20 protein-coding genes and 2 riboswitches are annotated in these 17,172 nt (G+C 36.7%); of the genes, 12 read left to right on the forward strand and 8 right to left on the reverse strand.

Features of this window, described 5'->3' with window-relative positions; all coding sequences use genetic code 11:
- Positions 1-13 precede the first annotated feature (13 nt).
- On the forward strand, positions 14-250 hold the full coding sequence (locus tag NST91_RS14460; RefSeq protein ID WP_341333542.1) for a phospholipase A2 family protein: 237 nt from the start codon (positions 14-16) through the stop codon (positions 248-250).
- Between the two features lie 60 nt (positions 251-310).
- Here the strand turns inward: NST91_RS14460 and hmpA are convergent, their stop codons facing one another.
- Positions 311-1,531, reverse strand: a complete 1,221-nt coding sequence (gene hmpA / locus NST91_RS14465; protein ID WP_341331709.1) for an NO-inducible flavohemoprotein — start codon at positions 1,529-1,531, stop codon at positions 311-313.
- 174 nt (positions 1,532-1,705) lie between these two features.
- On the opposite strand from hmpA, the gene NST91_RS14470 reads away from it, so the two are divergent.
- Complete coding sequence (locus NST91_RS14470) at positions 1,706-2,161, forward strand: RrF2 family transcriptional regulator (RefSeq protein WP_341331710.1); 456 nt, start codon at positions 1,706-1,708, stop codon at positions 2,159-2,161.
- 133 nt (positions 2,162-2,294) lie between these two features.
- Entirely contained in the window at positions 2,295-2,741 is a 447-nt protein-coding gene (locus tag NST91_RS14475; RefSeq protein WP_341331711.1) for an RlpA-like double-psi beta-barrel domain-containing protein, read from the forward strand.
- 44 nt (positions 2,742-2,785) lie between these two features.
- On the opposite strand, the gene NST91_RS14480 is transcribed toward NST91_RS14475, so the two are convergent.
- Entirely contained in the window at positions 2,786-2,929 is a 144-nt protein-coding gene (locus tag NST91_RS14480; RefSeq protein ID WP_258722788.1) for a hypothetical protein, read from the reverse strand.
- Between the two features lie 128 nt (positions 2,930-3,057).
- Entirely contained in the window at positions 3,058-4,110 is a 1,053-nt protein-coding gene (locus tag NST91_RS14485; RefSeq protein ID WP_341331712.1) for an alpha/beta fold hydrolase, read from the reverse strand.
- Positions 4,111-4,270: 160 nt separating this feature from the next.
- Here NST91_RS14485 and NST91_RS14490 point away from each other — a divergent pair, with 160 nt between their 5' ends.
- From NST91_RS14490 to NST91_RS14505, 4 genes are all read left to right on the forward strand, one after another.
- A complete protein-coding gene (locus NST91_RS14490; RefSeq protein ID WP_341331713.1) occupies positions 4,271-4,615 on the forward strand; it encodes a MerR family transcriptional regulator in 345 nt (114 codons plus the stop codon).
- Positions 4,612-5,049, forward strand: a complete 438-nt coding sequence (locus NST91_RS14495) for an SRPBCC family protein (RefSeq protein ID WP_341331714.1) — start codon at positions 4,612-4,614, stop codon at positions 5,047-5,049. The genes NST91_RS14490 and NST91_RS14495 overlap by 4 nt, the downstream gene beginning before the upstream one ends.
- A gap of 448 nt (positions 5,050-5,497) precedes the next feature.
- Positions 5,498-5,629: a hypothetical protein gene (locus NST91_RS14500; RefSeq protein WP_341331715.1), complete on the forward strand. Its 132-nt coding sequence runs from the start codon at positions 5,498-5,500 to the stop codon at positions 5,627-5,629.
- Between the two features lie 125 nt (positions 5,630-5,754).
- Positions 5,755-6,417 carry a DNA alkylation repair protein gene (locus tag NST91_RS14505; RefSeq protein ID WP_341331716.1) on the forward strand — a complete coding sequence of 221 codons (663 nt, stop codon included), beginning with the start codon at positions 5,755-5,757 and terminating at the stop codon, positions 6,415-6,417.
- Between the two features lie 20 nt (positions 6,418-6,437).
- Here NST91_RS14505 and NST91_RS14510 read toward each other — a convergent pair whose 3' ends face one another.
- The gene (locus NST91_RS14510) at positions 6,438-6,836 is read right to left on the reverse strand and encodes a hypothetical protein (protein WP_121448611.1); all 399 of its coding nucleotides are present in this window, start codon (positions 6,834-6,836) and stop codon (positions 6,438-6,440) included.
- A gap of 135 nt (positions 6,837-6,971) precedes the next feature.
- A riboswitch (TPP riboswitch) is annotated at positions 6,972-7,078 on the forward strand.
- Positions 7,079-7,168: 90 nt separating this feature from the next.
- On the opposite strand from NST91_RS14510, the gene NST91_RS14515 reads away from it, so the two are divergent.
- The gene (locus tag NST91_RS14515; protein ID WP_341331717.1) at positions 7,169-7,930 is read left to right on the forward strand and encodes a 3-oxoacyl-ACP reductase; all 762 of its coding nucleotides are present in this window, start codon (positions 7,169-7,171) and stop codon (positions 7,928-7,930) included.
- Between the two features lie 21 nt (positions 7,931-7,951).
- The gene (gene thiW, locus NST91_RS14520; RefSeq protein WP_341331718.1) at positions 7,952-8,455 is read left to right on the forward strand and encodes an energy coupling factor transporter S component ThiW; all 504 of its coding nucleotides are present in this window, start codon (positions 7,952-7,954) and stop codon (positions 8,453-8,455) included.
- A gap of 791 nt (positions 8,456-9,246) precedes the next feature.
- On the opposite strand, the gene NST91_RS14525 is transcribed toward thiW, so the two are convergent.
- Positions 9,247-10,662: a Na+/H+ antiporter NhaC family protein gene (locus tag NST91_RS14525; RefSeq protein WP_341331719.1), complete on the reverse strand. Its 1,416-nt coding sequence runs from the start codon at positions 10,660-10,662 to the stop codon at positions 9,247-9,249.
- Between the two features lie 100 nt (positions 10,663-10,762).
- Between NST91_RS14525 and NST91_RS14530 the strand changes: the two genes are divergently transcribed.
- On the forward strand, positions 10,763-11,296 hold the full coding sequence (locus NST91_RS14530) for a GNAT family N-acetyltransferase (RefSeq protein WP_341331720.1): 534 nt from the start codon (positions 10,763-10,765) through the stop codon (positions 11,294-11,296).
- Positions 11,297-11,343: 47 nt separating this feature from the next.
- Here NST91_RS14530 and NST91_RS14535 read toward each other — a convergent pair whose 3' ends face one another.
- On the reverse strand, positions 11,344-12,051 hold the full coding sequence (locus tag NST91_RS14535) for a DUF421 domain-containing protein (protein ID WP_341331721.1): 708 nt from the start codon (positions 12,049-12,051) through the stop codon (positions 11,344-11,346).
- Between the two features lie 113 nt (positions 12,052-12,164).
- Positions 12,165-13,415, reverse strand: a complete 1,251-nt coding sequence (locus tag NST91_RS14540; RefSeq protein ID WP_341331722.1) for an Nramp family divalent metal transporter — start codon at positions 13,413-13,415, stop codon at positions 12,165-12,167.
- A gap of 197 nt (positions 13,416-13,612) precedes the next feature.
- Here NST91_RS14540 and NST91_RS14545 point away from each other — a divergent pair, with 197 nt between their 5' ends.
- Positions 13,613-14,614, forward strand: coding sequence for an LLM class flavin-dependent oxidoreductase (locus NST91_RS14545; protein ID WP_341331723.1), 1,002 nt, complete (start codon positions 13,613-13,615; stop codon positions 14,612-14,614).
- Positions 14,615-14,722: 108 nt separating this feature from the next.
- Positions 14,723-14,852: riboswitch (FMN riboswitch) on the forward strand.
- Between the two features lie 164 nt (positions 14,853-15,016).
- Positions 15,017-15,592, forward strand: coding sequence for an ECF transporter S component (locus tag NST91_RS14550; RefSeq protein ID WP_121448604.1), 576 nt, complete (start codon positions 15,017-15,019; stop codon positions 15,590-15,592).
- A 662-nt stretch (positions 15,593-16,254) separates the two neighbouring features.
- On the opposite strand, the gene NST91_RS14555 is transcribed toward NST91_RS14550, so the two are convergent.
- On the reverse strand, positions 16,255-17,112 hold the full coding sequence (locus NST91_RS14555) for a nuclease-related domain-containing protein (RefSeq protein ID WP_341331724.1): 858 nt from the start codon (positions 17,110-17,112) through the stop codon (positions 16,255-16,257).
- Positions 17,113-17,172: the final 60 nt, after the last annotated feature.

A 17,172-nucleotide genomic window follows, 5' to 3' on the forward strand; every position in this document is an offset into this window, starting at 1 on the left:
ATTTGGTTTATGTATGCCTGGCTATAGATGGTGTGGTCCAGGCTGTGGTGGGTCCGGTCCGCCTACAAATCGTGTTGATTCATGTTGTATGAGGCATGACCTTTGTTATCAAAGATATGGCCCGTCACGAGAATGTGACTTAGCTTTTATGGAGTGTTTACGTCAACAGCGAAATCGATATACAAAAGAGGGCAGGGATGCCGCATTTTTTTATAATGTTATGAGACTTCGTAATATGTTCAGAATATAAAAAGAGTGCCAATCGATTCTTACATAGAGTAGACGATTGGCACTTTTTTATTTTTGGTTTTTACGCTGTAACTGCTTCAGTTGGTTCTTCTAATTCACTTGCTGGTCCGAAGAATTCGAAGTGAATGTTTTCAGATGCAACTCCCCATTCTTTAAGTGAACGATACATCATTTTCATGAATGGGACAGGACCGCAAAAATAGAAGTCTGCTTCCTTCGTCTCTACAGTTGCTTTTAACCACTCAAGATCAATAAAGCCTTCCTTATCAAAATTCATGTCCTGACGGTCTTGTTCAGTAGGCGCAGAGTAAGCAACAAAATTCTTTACATGATCATGTTTTGCTGCAACGCTTGCAACCTCATCCTTTAATGCATGAACCTCACTGTTAAGAGCTCCATGGATGAACATGACTTCACGTTCAGGTTGTTGTTCTACGATCGTATTTAACATGCTCACCATTGGCGTTAATCCAACTCCACCACTAATTAAGATAGCAGGAGTTTCTTTTAATTCAAGGACAAAGTCACCAGCTGGTGCACTTACAGTAATCACATCGCCCTCTTTAATTTCTTGATGTAAGTAAGTTGAAACAACACCATGCTCTTCACGTTTTACAGAGATACGATAATAATCTTTTCCAGGTGCATCAGAAAGACTATAATGGCGAAGATGAGTATATTCATCACCTTCAGGCTGTACTTTAACAGTTAAGTATTGACCAGCTTGGTAAGATGCAATTTCTTTTCCATCTTCAGGCTTTAAGTAGAAAGAGGTAATCACTTCGCTTTCTTTTACCTTACGATCTACTACAAAGTTTCTAAAACCTTCCCAGCCACCAGGTTGTTCCTTAGCTTCATTATACATTTCCTTTTCTACACCAATGAATGCGTCTGCAATTACACCATAAGCTTCAGCCCATGCATTGATTATCTCATCCGTTGCTGCATCGCCTAATACTTCTTTAATTGCACCAAGAAGATTTTCACCAACGATTGGGTAATGCTCTGGTTGTATTCCTAATGCACGGTGTTTTTGACCAATTTGTTTTACAGCCGGAATAATCGCCGCTAAATTATCAATGTTTGCAGCTGCTGCGTATACTGCATTTGCTAATGCAGTTTGTTGACGGCCTTGTCTTTGATTTGCATGGTTGAAAATATTTAATAATTCAGGGTTATTAGTGAACATACGCTTGTAAAAATGAGAAGTAATATCTTTACCATATTTTTCTAGTACTGGAACTGTGCTTTTCACGATTTCAATTGTTTTTTGGCTAAGCATGATATAACGTCCTTTCCTAAACCAATATTTTGAATACATGTTTATAATATAATGACAGTGATAATAAAAGATACCCTTTGAATACATCTTTTGAAAAGTTGTCACATTTACAGTAGAAATAGGACTTTCATGCTATACTAATAGTGAACTCACCAATATAAGGGGTTTTTTATAATGAAACTAACAAATTATACCGATTATTCATTACGTGTATTAATGTATCTGGCAATGAAAAAAGACGAAGAATTGACCACAATACAGGAAATTGCAGAAGCTTATAATATATCAAAAAATCATTTAATGAAGATCATTCATCATCTAGGAAAACTGGAATATATCATAACCATTAGAGGACGTAATGGGGGCTTTAAGCTAGCAAAGCATCCAAAGGAGATTAATATCGGAGAAGTAGTTTCTAATACCGAAGAGGACTTTAACGTCGTTGAATGTTTTAAAGAAGGTGGAGGCTATTGCGCAATTTCACCATCTTGTAAACTAAAACGGGCTCTATACGAAGCATTACAGGCATTCATTAACGTGCTATATGGATATACATTAGATGACCTAGTTACCAATAAGAATGATTTGCTTGATTTATTTCGCCTACAAAACAACGAAGAAGGAAACTAAGCTGAACTTATTAAACACTTCGAACGGTATAACCTAAGTATTACTCTAATAGGAACCAATACTAGTCGTTTTACATACATTTAAGTAGACGAAGTAATTAGTAAAATACTGGTTTCGAAGGAGAAGAAGTGAGATGATAAGACAAACGTCTGGTTTTTACTGCCCTTATTGTCATGGATACTTAGAACCACGGAATATGTATGATGAGTATTATTACAACCAATACGTACCACAATACCCATCACCTTACTATGGCTGGGATTGGAACCGCAATCCTGATACTATCTTAGGTAAGGCCACTTGGACATGGGGAGGTACGCCAACAAAGTGTGAAATTGGCTGGTCCTATGATAACAACATGACTGCAGCCGTAGGGGAAAATAGCCCTTTTAAATGCGGCCAACGTTTACGAATCCGAAACGTTTCGTTTGTTCCGAATCAAGATATCATTGTAACAGTTGTTGATGAAGTGAAGAAATTCCCAGCAAACCGAATCAATCTTCACCGTAAAGCGTTTGAAGCACTAGGTGCAGCGCCAAGTGTTGGGGTACTAAATGTAGAAATTACACCCATTGATTAAATGACAAAAGGAGAACAATGTCTAAATTGTCCTCCTTTTTTATTTTATAATTCTCTATTCAATAGGGACAACTGTTCACGATCAATTTCTTCATCATGATCCTCAAGCAGATTTTCCGAATGCAAAGCATCATAAGCGGGGTTCGTGATATAAAGTACCTGATTCTTCAGATGTTCATCCTTCTTCATGTAATACCATCCTTTCCCAGTTAGTATGATACTAATATGGCTCTTTCTAGTTCATTTTACACATAAAATAAAACAAAAAAGCCATCTAGCAGGTAGATGGCGAGATCCTTTAATATAAATAAAGTCGTTTATACAGGAGTCGCTAAAAGTTCTTTAAGGTGTTTATCTATTTGTTCAAAATAAGCTGGACCATCTGCGCCGAATAATCCAAAATGACCGCAAATGCTGTTAATCACACGAAGTTCACTGTTAGGAATCAATTTTTGTTCTGCTTCACAATCACGCGGAGGGAAGAACATATCTTCATCAATTGGCATAACAAATGTTTTTGCTTTAATTCTTCCAAGCGCTTCTTCTAGATTACCATTTGTCATTCGGCTAACATCCCCGCGTTGCCATTTCCATGCCATTGTTAATAGCGCGTTTGGATCCATCGCTGCAAAAAGAGGCTGTAAAAAGTCGTTTACGAATTCTGCGACAGAATCGACACCAAATAGGCGCCATTTTTCCTGTTTGTAAAATTCCGTACTAAGTCCCATAACAGCCCATATTTTAGCATGCCTGTTTAATCCGTCAACCACTTCTGTACAAGACTGATAGTTTCCATGATTCCAGCCTGGATCTGAAGTAATCGCTTCGATTAATGTGTCAGTAAAGATGAAATCATGAGTCGTATTCTTGGCAGTACCCGCAATCGGAGCTGCACGTTTAACCATGTCGGGAAATCTAACTGCCCATTCGTATGTTTGTTGTGCTCCCATAGACCCGCCAACAACTAACGCAATTTCATTGATACCATACTTTTCAGTAAGGAATTGATGCTGAGCTCGTACATCATCACCAATTCTAACATCCGGGAAATTCGACATACTTATGGGAGCAGGACTGTTATGAGGTGAGCTTGAAAGACCATTTCCAATTTGGTTGATGATCACAATAAAGTATTTAGACGAATCCAATGCTCGTCCTTCGCCAATATATGGTTCATAGGCTTTATTTGTACCAGAAAACCAAGTAGGAATGACAATAGCATTATCTTTTGCTTCATTAAGCTCTCCGAACGTAGCATAGGCAAGCTGACAATTTGGAATCACGCCACCTTCCTCTAGTTTGAAATCTCCTAAATGAAAAAGCTCATAGGGTCCGTGGAATTCTTGTGTATAAAATGAATTTTCAATCAATGTAGCAACCACCTTTCATTTAATGGAATCTATTAATACAATATATATAGGTAAAATACGTTATTAAGAACTGCTAGATGGACAAACTTTTAAATAAAATTGACTTTTATATTGACTAAGGGGTGCACCACACACTTTAAGATAAAAAGGGAGGGCGAGGATGTACAAAATAAAGGAATTTGCGGAACTGACCGGATTAAGCAAGGAAACTTTGCGTTACTATGCGGAAGTCAAACTTCTAGAACCAGCTTACATTGATCCAAAAAACAAATACCGCTACTATGATGATGGTAGCTTTTTTCTTGCAGTACTACTAGTAAAACTAAGAAAGCTTGGCTTTTCAATTCAAGAAATGGTATCAGTCATGGAGGATGAGTCTTTCGCAAACCTAGATAAATTACTCATTCAAAAGAGAACTAAAATTGAGCATCAAATTGCAGAACTACAACAACAAAAGGAAGAGATTGATGAATTTCTCGCATCTGGGAAGGAGGAAAACAAATGATTGAATGGAAAGAAGAAACGATCATTGAGGCGAATATTGAAAAGGTTTGGATGCTATTTTCGGACGAACATATAAAGAAAATAATGCCGAAAGTAGAAGAGCATACCTTGATTGAAAAAACAGAAGAAGAGGTTGGGGCAAAGCATCAACAAAAATATCGGGAGGGAAAACGTGTAGAAACCTATATTGTTGAAACGACACAATATGATAATACCGAAAACAAAAAGCTAAAGCAAACAAGCTTTGTACTCGGGAAAGCATTTGAAATTACTACGACTTTCACCCTACTAAAAATTGACGAGTCCCACACTAAATTCATATATGAAGGACAAAACATAGGAGTTAATTTTGTCGGACGGGCCATGCTAAAACTAAGCAGTAAAAATGCAAACAATGATGTTGTAAGGGAATTTTATGGAGCGCGTACGAAATGAAGCATTAAAAATATAGGCTCTTTTCTAAAAGATTGTTGCTTTTTGTTAATAAATTGCAAACCAAGTTGGTTGGAGCGTAAGGTGGCGACTCCAGCGGGAAAAGCGTGAGACTTGAGACCCCGCAGGAGCGGCAGCGACTTGTCCAGTTGTAGCGGCTAGAAACTCGAGAAATTTCAACTCCTCCTTCAGAGGCAAATTACGCCTCTTTGTCGGAGTGGCCAATTTTCTCGTTTCTGTGCAAGCCGCCTCCACATTTCGTTGAGGAGGCTCAAGCCACGCCCGCGGAAAGCGTCCACCTGAAGCGGAAGTCAACGATATAAAAACAACAAAGTTTGCGAAAACAGCCAAAATATAAAAGTAAAATTTTTTTTAAAAGAAAGCACATTTTCGTTACCTCATCATATACTACTTATTGTGTGAGAAAAATGTTAGAAGGGAAGTACGGAAAATGAGCAACGAGATTAAAACACAAGTTACAAATGATTACAAGGATAGTGAAGGGTATAAAGTAATTGAAGTCAACCTCAACAATCCAACAGAAAACCTATTTGCAGTCGTAACACCTATTAAAATGCAATAAGTAACGAATTTAAAATACTATCTTTTCGTACGTATACTTACATAGAAAAGATAGTATTTTTTATTTTGTAAGAATAGGAGCATCGAGTACAATGAGGATACCAAATCTTTTAAAGGAGCAATACAATGGAGGATTTAAACCATCTCGTTACATTATTCGAAGAACATAGTAATCCCGCTAATGCGTTACCGATGCAAAAATATATGAAAAACCATTTTCCGTTTCTCGGAATAAAAACACCTTTAAGGAGACAATTAACACGTAATTTTTATAATGAAACAGGAATATTAAAAAAGGATTTAAATCTTGAACTTGTTACACAGTTGTGGAAAAAGGATGAACGGGAATACCAATATGCTGCACAGGATTATTTAGTTAGATCTATAAAAAAAGTCAATAGTAGCCATTTAACTTTTATCGAAGAGCTCATTACTACAAAATCTTGGTGGGATACTGTCGATGTTCTTTCACCACATATAGTTGGAAATATTGCTAAAGTAACACCTAGTATGATAGAGGAAACAATTGAAGGCTGGGCATTTGGTGAGCATTTATGGCTTACACGTTCATCAATTCTTTTCCAGTTAAAATATAAGGAAGAAACAAATGAAAACATCCTGTACAAATACATAAAAGCCAATGCAACAAGTAAAGAATTTTTCATCCAAAAAGCAATTGGCTGGGCTTTGCGCGAATACTCAAAGACAAACCCAGATTCAGTCCGTCAATTTATAAATGAAACACCATTGCAAAAGCTAAGTGTTAGAGAAGGTAGTAAATATATTTAAGGCCAGGAATCTCCCGGCCTTTACTTAATTACTCCTAAAATGGTATATTTACCAGATTTAAACTGGAATGTGATTTCATATGTTTCACCTTTGCTAAATTGAGCGCAAAAATCCTCGACCTCTTTTTTATCTTCGCTATAAAACTGATACACGCTGTATGGATCACTTACATTACAACTGTATTTTCCATCACCATTTTTTTTGGCCGATACGGAAACTTCCTGAACGATTATGGAGGTTTCTTTCTCATAGGAGGGGCGAAGATTACCAGAACCCATGGTCACTATAATAATGAATAATCCTATTAAACTTATAATAAACGCCTTTTTCTTTTCCATTTTTACAAAAAACATAAAAATACCGCAACCAATCGCTCCAATTCCTACTGCAAATAGAGCGATCATTAAATAAAATAACATCCCAGCACTCCTTTCTATAAATTGAATATTCAGACTGTTATCCATATTATACCATATAATGAATCTTAGAATCTTGAATTCATCAAATACCTTTACATTTTTGCAAGTACATACTATCCTTATAGAAAGAATATTCGTAACTACTAGGGGTGCCCGATTGGGCTGAGAGAAAAGCGTGCGTTTTTTAACCCTTTGGACCTGATCCGGATTATACCGGCGGAGGAAAGTAGAGTGGAAAATGTCCATTTTTTCTTGATACCTTAAACCAGGTCCATTTATGTGGAACTGGTTTTTTGCGTTTTTCTTATTTTCTATTTGAGGAGGCTACTAGAATGAAACTACAAAATCAGGTTATTCTCGTTACCGGTGGTGCACGAGGATTAGGAAAGGAAATCGTAAAAGCTTTATCGAATGAAGGGGCAAAGGTAGTAATCAACTATTTTCATAGTGAAGCAAAAGCTCGTTCTCTACAAGAAGAAATCGGTGAAAATGCGATCTCCATTCAAGCTGATGTGAGAAATCGTGAACAAGTACAGAATCTATTTGTTGAAGCGAAAAAATATTTTGATCAACCTATAACAACCGTTGTAAATAATGCCTTAATCAATTTTCGTTTTGACCCAGTCGCAAGAAAGAACGCCGAAACTATTTCTTGGGAGGATTTTCACGCACAGCTCGAAGGAGCAATAAAAGGAGCTTTACATACAACACAAGCAGCACTTCCAGACATGAAAGAGCTTGGCTTTGGACGTATTGTAACAATTGGCACGAATCTCTTTCAAAATCCTGTTGTTGCTTACCATGATTACAACACTAGCAAAGCAGCTCTTTTAGGATTCACTCGGAACATGGCAAAAGACCTTGGTCCATATGGAATAAACGTAAATATGATTTCTGGGGGATTACTTCAAACAACGGATGCAAGTTCGGCAACGTCTGAAGAGGTTTTCCAATTGATAAAGGAATCTACGCCACTACAAAAAGTAACAACACCGGAAGATGTAGCAAACGCAGTTCTTTTCTTTGCATCACCTTGGAGTAAAGGGGTAACGGGTCAAAACCTTATTGTTGACGGCGGTTTGGTAATGAATTAAATCGGTAATGGGGGATTCATCTTGAGTAAAACACTAAAAATGACACTCACAGCAATGCTTGTCGCTATCGGAACAGTTACAAGTCATTTATTTGCAATTCCAATAGGTTTCACAAAAGTATTTCCTATGCAGCATTTTATTAATGTCTTGTCGGCGGTTATCTTAGGTCCAGCATACGCCGTGCTTCAAGCTTTTTCTGTATCTTTACTTCGAAACATGCTTGGGACTGGCTCTTTATTTGCCTTTCCAGGAAGTATGATAGGAGCTTTTTTAGCAGCAATCCTTTATACAAAAACTAAGAAAGCGTCAATGGCAATGACAGGTGAAATTATTGGAACAGGGATCTTAGGGGCAATTGCTTGTTATCCAATTGCCACGCTTATTCTTGGACAGGATGCAGCCATTTTTGGCTTCATACCATCGTTTATTTTCAGCTCCATTGTGGGATCTATTTTTGGATTTATCATTGTTGGAATCGTATTAAAAAACCCCGCGTTCAATAAATATCTAGAACGAAACTTCTAAGAAACTTGAGGAGACTAAACTTGTATGTGTTGTAGTTCAGACTACGTAGAAAAAAACCATTACATGCATACGAATGAATTACAAGTAAATAACTAACAAAAAAGGTAGAAATTTCAATTTAGATTAAAAATGTAGTAGATTTCCATTTGTGTATTGTTTTTAAGCGAAAAAGTGATAAAAGCATGCGTAAAGTTGAAATGCGTATGCTTTTATATAATTTAGCAATATAAAGTCATACGTAAATTCCAAAATAAGGTAGAGTTGATTTCAATTAAGATTAAGACTGTAATAAATATCCATTTGTGTATCATTTTTTAAGCGAAAAAGCGATAAAAGCATACGTAAAATTGAAATGCGTATGCTTTTATATAATTTAGCAATATAAAGTCATACGTAAATTCCAAAATAAGGTAGATTCGATCTCAATTAAGATTAAGACTGTAATAAATATCCATTTGTGTATCATTTTTTAAGCGAAAAAGCGATAAAAGCATACGTAAAATTGAAATGCGTATGCTTTTAGATAGTTTAGCAATATAAAGTCATGCGTAAATTCCAAAAAAAGGTAGAATTGATTTCAATTATGATTAAAAATGTAAGAAATATCCATTCGTGTATTATTTTTAAGCGAAAAAGTGATAAAAGCATACGTAGAGTTGAAATGCGTATGCTTTTATTTAGTTTACCAATTTAAATCATGCGTAAATTCCAAAATAAGGTAGAATTGATTTCCAAAACGAATGTTTCTCCACCACAATAACCGAACTATCTGCATGTTAATTTAATCTTTTTTAAAATATCAAACCACCAATGATATATAACACAATGGCAATTACTCCTCCTATTGCTGAAACCTTTAATTTATATTGTGCATAATCCACTAGTTCTAAATCTAGTATTGAGGCCGTGGTTATCGTTGTGTCACCAAGTGGTGAAGTCAAAGCTCCAAATGCTCCGCTCGCAAAAACAGCTCCGACGGTTAGTGGGATGGAGGCACCAGTCGAAAGGGCCAAAGCAATTCCAAGCGGCATAAATAACCCCCATGTTCCCCAAGAGGAACCAATAAAGTACCCAACAACTGACCCAATTAGAAAAATCGTCGCAGGTGTTAAAAACCCTGGTAAAAATGAGCCTAAAGTGGAACTAATAAATTCAGAAAATCCTAGTTCCTCAGCCGATAAGGTAAGAGCCCATATAAGAATGAGAAGGGTAATCGCCTGCATCATTTGGTTTCCACCATCGTAAAAATGATACATTATTTCATGTAATTTCTGCTTTCGGATTACATAAAACACAAAAGTGAAAATTAGTGTGATAAATACAGCAAGCAGCATGACAAAGGTTGCATCGGCCATTGAAAAAGCCTCAAAGACCGATTGAGCACCAAGTGATCTACCGTTTTCCCATAGCAGATAGAGAGACAATCCTAGAAGTAAAAACACTGGGACAATTAAATGCCAAGGTTGTGCCTTTACAAGAGAAAGTTCTTTCTTAATTCCAATTCGGTGAAATTCATGATCATGTTCTTCCTCATCTGCATGCTGGTGGGATTTATCACTTTTTTTAGATGGCCAAAATGTTTGAATGATTCCAATAAGGAGCATCACAATCGCATAAAAATTAAACAAAATACTTAATAAAAATACTTGGTAGGCAGACATCCCTAAATCAAGACCTTTAATGCCACCTTCGACAAGTGAAACCATAAATCCAACAAACGCAGTCGCAACCGGTAATAGAACAATAACCGATTCGGTTGAAATATCTAATGTCATGCCGACCTTTTGTTTTGATAGGTTCATTTTTTTTATGAGTTGTTTTATGATAGGTCCAATCATCATGATCCGAAACATTGGCATCATAAAGGTAAAAGGGAGAGTGAGCCATATTAATCCTAGCAGGCCACGTTCAGTCTTAATTTTCTCACCAATCCATTCCGTAAATCCTTTGATACCCCCAGCAATATTCATCATCCCAACTAAACCACCAAAAACATATAAAAAGCTTACGATTTTGATATTAGTTGGATCAGATAGAGTCGTCACAATATATGTAATTGATTGCTGGGTTCCACCTAATACATCAGATGTAACAAGGATTGCCCCAATCAATAATCCTAGAACTAGTCCCGGTAAAATATCCTTTAACCAAATCGCCATTCCAATTACAATTAAAAAAGGAATAAGTGAGATCCATGAATGTTCCAAACCATAATCCTCCAATATCGAAAATGTTCATTTGGTTAGTATGACCAATTTAGGAGGGGAGTATTTCAGTACACAGGAATACTTAGGGAGGTAGTAGGTAATGGATGTAGATATCAGAAGGCCAAAAATTGAAGACAAGGATGAACTTCACCGTTTTTTCAAGGATGTCATTATGGACACATTTAGTAAAGAAGGGATAGCTCATTTAACAAAGGATATAGTCGAGGAAATCGAAACAAAAAAGAGTTATTTACAATCTGATTTTACAAGTGCAGGCAAGAACCGATATTTTCTACTTGCCACCTATGAAAACACAATTGTTGGAACCATCGAGTATGGTACTGTGAGTCGTTTAATCTGCAAAACGCATCATGCCTATTGTGATCTAGTTGAAGTTGGAACTGTTTTCGTACATCCGAACTATCAAAAACAAGGCATCGGTACAAGGTTATTGCAATCAATATTTACAATTTTAAGGGATAGAAAAATAGAAGAGTTTTGTTTAGATAGTGGATACAAAAATGCACAAAAATATTGGAAGAACAAATTTGGTAAGCCGGATGTTATTTTAAAGGATTACTGGGGTAAAAATTTTGATCATATGATATGGAAAATACAGGTGCCGAAAAATTAGGAGTATACACAATTTGGAATGAAATAGTATACTCCTTGAAAATTTAACTAGTGATATAAAAATACTGTCACATTTTCGTTTTCATCAATTGTTCCAAGAAGAATTTCATTTAATGTTACATTTTTGTAGGTGGCTGAAATTTTTTGTATCAGCCAATCTTCATTTTTACCAATTTTATTTAGCTCGTTATAGTCAATCTTTTTCTCCTTAATTACAGTCCTAGGATATTGGAATGGTTGAATAGGTTTGTTATAGGTACTCGGAGTTAGCGGTTGGTGTTCACTCTTTAAGAAGATAGAAAAAGAACCACCCGGCTCCCAAAACGCAAGTGCAACCTTTTGAACATCTTCCGTACTCTTCATTCTTAATTCTGATAAAAGTACATCAATTGAAATCCTTGCTTTGTTTAAATTTTTATAAAGTATATTTCCATTCTCAATCAGTAGGATAGGTGAGGGGATAAACAACTTTCGAATCTTATTAGAACGTAAACTTAATAAAATACCAATCAAATATAAGACCAAAATTACAGTCATTGTAATCATGGAACCCTTTAAACCTAATCCCTCATCTGATAATGGATGAGCAATAATATTTCCAATTAGTAAGACGATAACAAAGTCGAGAAGCCCAACCTGAGAAATCGTTCGTTGCCCCATCATTCTAGCTATCACGATAAAGAACGCAAAGCCAACAATAGCTCTGAGAATCCATTCAACAGCAGTGAGATGCTCTTGTGAAGCAAAAAAGTGCATAATTCCTCCACCTTAACCTTAATTTTCTAATTAGTTTGTACTAAGTACATTACAACTATTAGCAATAAAAAACACTTTCTATCTCAGGGGAATAGAAAGTGTTTTTATATGCTCTAGAATAATCCTACCAATTGTTGAACGGATAAAATTGCGAACAGAATCAAACATGCAACAAATACAATGTTGGATAGTAAATTATTTCTATATTCTTTTTCAACACGCTTGGAGTTAAGTAACCACATTAAACTTATCGATAAAAATGGCATGAACAGAGCTCCAAGGGCACCGTATAAAATAATTAGTTGAACAGGCTTACCAAAGAATAAAAGAAGCATTGGCGGGAAGGTTAACCAAGCTAAATACGCACGGTAGGCTTTGTCTTTTTCAGTAACTGCTCGATTATGTTCTTTTTTCATCAGTCGTACAAAATCTGCAAATAGATAAGGAACCCCATTCCAAACCCCTAAAAGAGAAGAAAATGCCGCAGCCCAAAATCCAATTAAGAAGAGCCACGTGAATTCGCTACCAAATTTATCCCCAATCATTTCCGATAATTGATACAACCCTTGCTCTCCCTGGATTTCAATTCCACTACCAAAAAGGAACTGACTTCCTACTATTAATAGAGAAAGAGTGAACAGCGCAGTCATAAAATAGGCTGCCTTTGCATCCAACCTCATCATCGGAATCCACTCTTTTCCTTTCCAGCCTTTTTCTCTTAACCAATAACCATACGAAGCCATCGTGATTGTTCCGCCAACACCTCCAATTAGTCCGAGTGTTAGCATAAAAGAACCTTTGGGAACAGTTGGGACAAACCCGTTTAATAAATCACCAAGGCTAGGGAGGAATAACATTGCAGAACCAACTACAGAAACAAACATTAGACCAATTAGAATCATCATTACTTTTTCAAATAGGAGATAACGACCACTCCAAATGAGGAGGAATCCTACGATAGCGTGAATAACAGCCCATGCCCAAAACGGAAGTACAGGAAACATCGCACTCATGGCTAAAGCACAGGCGGAAGTCGCTGCGGCTCCATACACAAATCCCCAAATAACAGAGTACACACCGAAATAACCAGTGGCCCATTTTCCCATTTGCTGCCAGCCTTCGATGATCGTTTTACCTGTGCCAAGGTGCAAACGACCTACACCTTCATTTAAAAAATATTTGAAAATAGAACCAAGAATGATTGCCCATACAAATACTAAGCCAAAGCCTGCCCCTGCAACCAATGCCGCTACCAAATCACCAGTACCTACACCTGTTGCGGCTGCTACAAAACCTGGCCCAATCATCGCTAATTTCTTTTTATAACTCGTAGGTGCATCTATTTGTGTATGAAGATTTGACATAAACTAGTCCCCTTTGTAACATTTTTTGACTATTACGATAATTCTATAGTTTAAAATTGTATCACACACTAGAAAAATACACTTGATGCAAATGGTCTGAATATGCCTAGGAATATTTCCTCAAGCAGGAAAGTTTGTTTCTTACCTTTCAATTGTTAAAATAGGACTGAGGAAAAATGGAAGAAGGGATTCGTAAAATGACAAATATAAATATACCAGTCTCCGTTCTAAACCTTGCTCCAATTCGCAAAGGACAGAATGGGAAAGACGCAATCGATGCAATGGTGGACCTAGCCAAAGCAACAGAAGAAATGGGATATACACGTTATTGGATCGCTGAACACCACAATTCACCCACACTAGTTAGTTCAGCAACTCCAATTTTAATAAAACATACATTAGAACACACCGAAAAAATTCGGGTTGGATCGGGAGGTGTTATGCTTCCAAACCACTCACCACTTGTTGTGGCCGAACAATTTGGAACAATGGCCACTATTTATCCAGACCGTCTTGATTTAGGACTTGGCCGTGCACCAGGAACCGACATGATGACCGCAAGTGCTTTAAGACGGTCGCATAATGATTCTGTCTATACGTTCCCTAATGATGTAAATGCCTTACTAACATACTTTGGACCTATGGAAAAACAAGGCTATGTAAAAGCTTATCCAGGAGTTGGTACAGATGTACCAATCTATATTCTTGGCTCATCAACGGATTCAGCATATTTGGCTGCCAAATTAGGGCTACCATATGTGTTTGCATCACATTTTGCACCTCGGTTCATGGAAGAAGCGATTTCCATCTACCGCAAACGTTTTGAACCATCGGAATATTTAAGCTCTCCATACATGATGGTTTGCCTAAATGTAATTGCAACAGAAACAGACGAAGAGGCTAAACGGGAACTCACAACCATGCAACAATTTTTCTTAAATGTTGTTCGTGGTACTCAAACCCCATTACAGCCACCCGTTGATAACATGGATGAACTTTGGAATCAACCTGAAAAAGAAATGGCAACTTCTATGTCCAGTGTTACATTATTAGGAAGCAAAGATTCCATCAGGAACCAATTAACAAGCTTCCAGGAAAAATATAATGTCGATGAACTAATGGCCGTTTCATACATCTATGATCCGAATAAACAAAAACGTTCGTATGAGATATTAAAAGAAGTTGTAGATGGAAAGTAAATGCTTTTGCTCAAGAAATAGGTACCATTTATAATAATTGGGCGACTAGAAGCAAATTGCTTCACAATAATCTATAAACTTGATAAAATAATGTATAATTAAATAATGATCTATCTTCGGGGCTGGGTGAAAATCCCGACCGGCGGTGATGAGATTATTCTCTAAGCCCGCGAGCCGCAAGGCAGGATTTGGTGCGATTCCAAAGCCGACAGTATAGTCTGGATGGGAGAAGATGGAGGTTCTGCGCGTTCAAAAATTTTAACCTTTTGAACGTTTATTAAGCATGCCTTTACCTTAACTCCCTCAAGAAACCATTCTTGGGGGTTTTTATTTGGGTATGTCTTAACATGCTGAACCTTTCTTCTTTTGAGGTGGATCGACAAAAGAGGAGAGGAAAGAAAAATGAAAAAAATACCTTTACGTCAATTTGTGGCAATTGCAATGTTGAGTACGATTTCGTACATTCTCATGTTCTTCAATTTTCCATTGCCAACATTCCCAAGCTTCTTGAACGTCGACTTTAGTGATGTTCCAGCTTTACTTGCAGCACTTATTTTTGGACCGATGGCCGGTATCTTAGTTGAATTATTCAAAAACATGATTGATTATTTTATTACCGGCAGTGAAACAGGTGTACCAGTCGGTCACATCTCAAACTTTGTAGCAGGGATAATCTTTGTACTAACAACCTACTACATTTTTAAACTATTAAAAACAAAATTAGGCTTAACAATCGGATTAATTGGCGGGACAGCCATGATGGCAATCATCATGAGTGTTCTTAACTATTATGTCTTCTTACCGGCATTCAACTTTTTCTTGAATATCCCGGCGATGTCATCACCAGAGGCACTTAAAATGGTGGTTTACGCAATCCTACCGTTCAACTTACTAAAAGGCTTGATCGTAGCAACAATCTTCATGTTGTTATATACCCGCTTACATCCGTGGATCAATAAACAAGCTTCATCGATATAGAGTACTGAAATGCAGGCACCCACTTGTGGGTGCCTGTTTTTGGTTAATAACTAAGGTATTGAACGAAGTACTTAACTCATATCGGGGCTTGAATTTTGTTCTTCATACCCTGGATGAAGTACTTAACTCGTCAATAACGTTTATGTTATGTTCTTCATGCGCTCGATGAAGTACTTAACTCATCAATGATACTTAAGTTATGTTCCTCATACCCTGGATGAAGTACTTAACTCGTCAATGATTCTTATGTTATGTTCCTCATACACTCGATGAAGTACATTTCTCGTCAATGAGCCTCAAGTTATGTTCCTCATAGCCCAGATGAAGAACTTACTCGACAATGATCATCAAGTTAAGTACTTCATACACTCGATGAAGTACATTTCTCGTCAATGAGCCTCAAGTTATGTTCCTCATAGCCCAGATGAAGTACTTACTCGACAATGATCATTAAGTTAAGTACTTCATACCCTCGATGAAGTACATTTCTCGTCAATGAGCCTCAAGTTATGTTCCTCATAGCCCAGATGAAGAACTTACTCGACAATGATCATCAAGTTAAGTACTTCATACACTCGATGAGGTACTTAACTCATCAATGAACATCATGTTATGTTCCTCATGCAATAAATCTATAAGTTTTATGTTTTATTTGAGTTGTATTAATCATAATATGTCCACTGGTGCAATCCGTTTTTAGTATAAAACTTATCCAATATCCTACCAATTCGTCGTTTAGACTCCACAATCTGACACCAATCATGAATAATATTTGTTGTGATCTTCAATTCAGGGAAAAGTAATTTTAGTTCGTCCGTACTACGTTTTACAGCATCCACAACCATTTCTTCATTACCACAGTTTTGGCAAATACACTTTCTTCCCACAATATTCACAGATAATGATCTACAATTCACACAACATATCCCTTTCCGTAAGTCACTATACTTATATTTCGGTAATGTACTGTACGGGGACTCCTCCATATGCAATGAAACTAACTTTTCCGCTAGTACTTTATGTTTCTTATTTAACATTGCAGTCGACTTATTTAGATTTTGGAAAAATGCATGTAATTGTGTTGGAAAGATTATTGGTTTTGTAAGTGGTGCTTGGTATAGGGTGAAAGCGGGGTTTACAAATACTACGTAAGCTTGAATCGGTATTGTAAAACCATAACTTTGGAGCAATTGGCGTAGTAAAGATTCACTACGATGAAGCTGGATAAGTGGATTGTAGATTTCTTTTTTTGGTTTCTTGTAAAGGATGTCTGATTCAAAAAAATAATCACATTCATAATTTTTCACTTCAAAAATATAGAGTTTGTCTGGGGTAATTATCAGGGTGTCAATTTGGAACGTGGTGTTGTTATATTGGAGTAATAAATCATTTATTACTAAACATTCGCATTCTAACTTGCTTGTATAAGAATCAAACAAAACTTCTCCATCATATCCCTTAAACAGATTTGAACAATATTGTTTTTCTTGTAATTCGTCTCTACTTTGTAGTAATTTCATAATTTCTGATCACTATAGATTCTGTTCGTTCCTTTTAAATCATACTTCACAACCTTTCTA

This window comes from Ferdinandcohnia sp. FSL W7-1320 (assembly GCF_038050315.1).
GTDB classification, from domain to species: domain Bacteria; phylum Bacillota; class Bacilli; order Bacillales; family Bacillaceae_L; genus Ferdinandcohnia; species Ferdinandcohnia aciditolerans.

What these genes read in the sequence shown, in the direction of transcription:
- NST91_RS14475 (WP_341331711.1), top strand. Translation starts at nt 2,295, where the DNA reads ATGATAAGACAAACGTCTGGTTTTTACTGCCCTTATTGTCATGGATAC.
- NST91_RS14545 (WP_341331723.1), top strand. Translation starts at nt 13,613, where the DNA reads ATGACAAATATAAATATACCAGTCTCCGTTCTAAACCTTGCTCCAATT.
- NST91_RS14500 (WP_341331715.1), top strand. Translation starts at nt 5,498, where the DNA reads ATGAGCAACGAGATTAAAACACAAGTTACAAATGATTACAAGGATAGT.
- NST91_RS14550 (WP_121448604.1), top strand. Translation starts at nt 15,017, where the DNA reads ATGAAAAAAATACCTTTACGTCAATTTGTGGCAATTGCAATGTTGAGT.
- NST91_RS14495 (WP_341331714.1), top strand. Translation starts at nt 4,612, where the DNA reads ATGATTGAATGGAAAGAAGAAACGATCATTGAGGCGAATATTGAAAAG.
- NST91_RS14490 (WP_341331713.1), top strand. Translation starts at nt 4,271, where the DNA reads ATGTACAAAATAAAGGAATTTGCGGAACTGACCGGATTAAGCAAGGAA.
- NST91_RS14470 (WP_341331710.1), top strand. Translation starts at nt 1,706, where the DNA reads ATGAAACTAACAAATTATACCGATTATTCATTACGTGTATTAATGTAT.
- NST91_RS14540 (WP_341331722.1), bottom strand. Translation starts at nt 13,415, where the DNA reads ATGTCAAATCTTCATACACAAATAGATGCACCTACGAGTTATAAAAAG.
- hmpA (WP_341331709.1), bottom strand. Translation starts at nt 1,531, where the DNA reads ATGCTTAGCCAAAAAACAATTGAAATCGTGAAAAGCACAGTTCCAGTA.
- NST91_RS14555 (WP_341331724.1), bottom strand. Translation starts at nt 17,112, where the DNA reads ATGAAATTACTACAAAGTAGAGACGAATTACAAGAAAAACAATATTGT.
- NST91_RS14510 (WP_121448611.1), bottom strand. Translation starts at nt 6,836, where the DNA reads ATGTTATTTTATTTAATGATCGCTCTATTTGCAGTAGGAATTGGAGCG.
- NST91_RS14505 (WP_341331716.1), top strand. Translation starts at nt 5,755, where the DNA reads ATGGAGGATTTAAACCATCTCGTTACATTATTCGAAGAACATAGTAAT.
- NST91_RS14460 (WP_341333542.1), top strand. Translation starts at nt 14, where the DNA reads ATGCCTGGCTATAGATGGTGTGGTCCAGGCTGTGGTGGGTCCGGTCCG.
- NST91_RS14530 (WP_341331720.1), top strand. Translation starts at nt 10,763, where the DNA reads ATGGATGTAGATATCAGAAGGCCAAAAATTGAAGACAAGGATGAACTT.
- NST91_RS14535 (WP_341331721.1), bottom strand. Translation starts at nt 12,051, where the DNA reads ATGCACTTTTTTGCTTCACAAGAGCATCTCACTGCTGTTGAATGGATT.
- NST91_RS14480 (WP_258722788.1), bottom strand. Translation starts at nt 2,929, where the DNA reads ATGAAGAAGGATGAACATCTGAAGAATCAGGTACTTTATATCACGAAC.
- NST91_RS14515 (WP_341331717.1), top strand. Translation starts at nt 7,169, where the DNA reads ATGAAACTACAAAATCAGGTTATTCTCGTTACCGGTGGTGCACGAGGA.